This is a genomic window from Bacillus sp. GbtcB10, assembly GCF_019091365.1.
Lineage (GTDB): Bacteria > Bacillota > Bacilli > Bacillales > Bacillaceae > Bacillus > Bacillus altitudinis.
On the sequence record NZ_JAGXJP010000177.1, the window covers coordinates 1 to 267 of the forward strand.

Annotated in this window: 1 protein-coding gene; it reads right to left on the minus strand. The window is 39.0% G+C overall.

Going from position 1 to position 267, the window contains the following annotated elements; genetic code table 11:
- Positions 1-267: nucleoside hydrolase (locus tag KVT11_RS20030; RefSeq protein ID WP_254636539.1), on the minus strand; the 267-nt coding region annotated here is incomplete at both ends.

A 267-nucleotide genomic window follows, 5' to 3' on the forward strand; every position in this document is an offset into this window, starting at 1 on the left:
TTACATAAGATGAATAAAATTGCTAGGGAGGTAAGTCTGCCTAAACTAACAATGATTAATTCATCTTTATACTGTTCAATAAGAGGAATAACTTCGAAAAAATTCTCCATTTCTCCGTTAGTCACATGTCCCTTTGGAATAATTGGCCCGAGCCCTTGTTTCCCGTGTACTTCCGTAAAGAAAGCAGGAGGGGCGCCAGTAAGTGGGCGTTCTGATCCACCAAATATCTTGATGTTTCTATCCTTTGCTTCGTTCTTAAGAAAATGA